This window comes from Vibrio sp. Vb0304 (assembly GCF_033338995.1).
In the GTDB taxonomy this organism is placed as follows: Bacteria; Pseudomonadota; Gammaproteobacteria; order Enterobacterales; family Vibrionaceae; genus Vibrio; species Vibrio alginolyticus.
In genome coordinates this window covers 1-1,252 of record NZ_JAWOTT010000194.1, presented here as the reverse complement: position 1 = coordinate 1,252, position 1,252 = coordinate 1, and the positions used below count along the sequence as shown (strand labels likewise).

Here is a 1,252-nt window from a genome sequence, read left to right as displayed (position 1 = left end):
GTTCACGCAGTTCTTCATCACCTTCAAGAATCGCGCTCACTTTGCTGTATGTGAGACGAGCGTGGGAATTCATTACCGCTTCGTAGTGCTTGTAGCTTGAGAGCTTACCGCTTTCAGAAATGGTCATCTCACACACCATACACAAGCGATCTACTTGCGGGTTAAGCGAACACAAACCGTTTGAAAGCACTTCAGGCAACATTGGGACAACTTGCGATGGGAAGTACACAGAGTTACCACGGTTGATGGCTTCTTTGTCTAACGCTGAGTCTGGGCGCACGTAGTAGCTTACGTCTGCGATTGCGACCCAAAGACGCCAACCACCATCTTTTTTCTTCTCACAGAAAACGGCGTCATCGAAGTCTCGCGCATCTTCACCGTCAATGGTAACGAGCGGCAATTCACGCAAGTCAACACGGCCAACTTTCGCTTCTTCAGGCACTTCTTCGCCCAAGTTTACGATTTGTTTTTCGACCGCTTCTGGCCACTCATAAGGGATTTGATGGGTGCGAATTGCGATTTGTGTTTCCATACCTGGCGCCATATTTTCGCCAAGAACTTCAACCACTTTACCCATCATGCCACGCGAGCGAGAACCACGATCGGTAATTTCAATCACCACGACGTTACCCATACGAGCGCCAGCTTTGTGCTCGTTCGGGATCAGAATATCTTGGCTGATGCGCGAATCATCCGGCACAACATATGAGTAGCCGTACTCAAGGAAGAAGCGACCAACAATCTGGCTATTGCGCTCTTCAAGTACGCGAACTAAACGACCTTCACGACGACCACGCTTGCTGTTGTCTGTTGGTTGCACCAGCACGAAATCACCATGAATGATGTTCTTCATTTGGTGATGTGGCAGCAAAATATCATCGTCCTTGCCGACGCTGCCTTCTGGACGTACCCAACCGTGACCATCTTTGTGGCCAATCACGTAACCTTTCACCATTTCAAGTTTTTCAGGCAATGCGTATCACTGACGGCGTGTAAACACCAGTAGACCATCGCTTTCCATGTCACTTAGACGGCTGCGCAACCCTTCGTATTGCTCTTCACCCGCTAACTTTAAAGCTTCGAACAAGTCATTGCGATTCATTGGTACGCCCGCTTGCTCAAGGAACTCGAGGATGAACTCTCGGCTTGGAATTGGATTTTCGTAATTTTGGGATTCACGATCTGCGAATGGATCGTTTGGAATATTGTCTGACATAGGCACGCCTATCTAGCAAGGAAGGTATAGAGCTAG

General features: G+C 48.6%; 1 pseudogene. It reads right to left on the bottom strand.

The features are described from left to right. A pseudogene (locus tag R7P35_RS24920) lies at positions 1 to 1,216 on the bottom strand (VacB/RNase II family 3'-5' exoribonuclease); the annotation flags it as partial. Positions 1,217 to 1,252 lie beyond the last annotated feature (36 nt).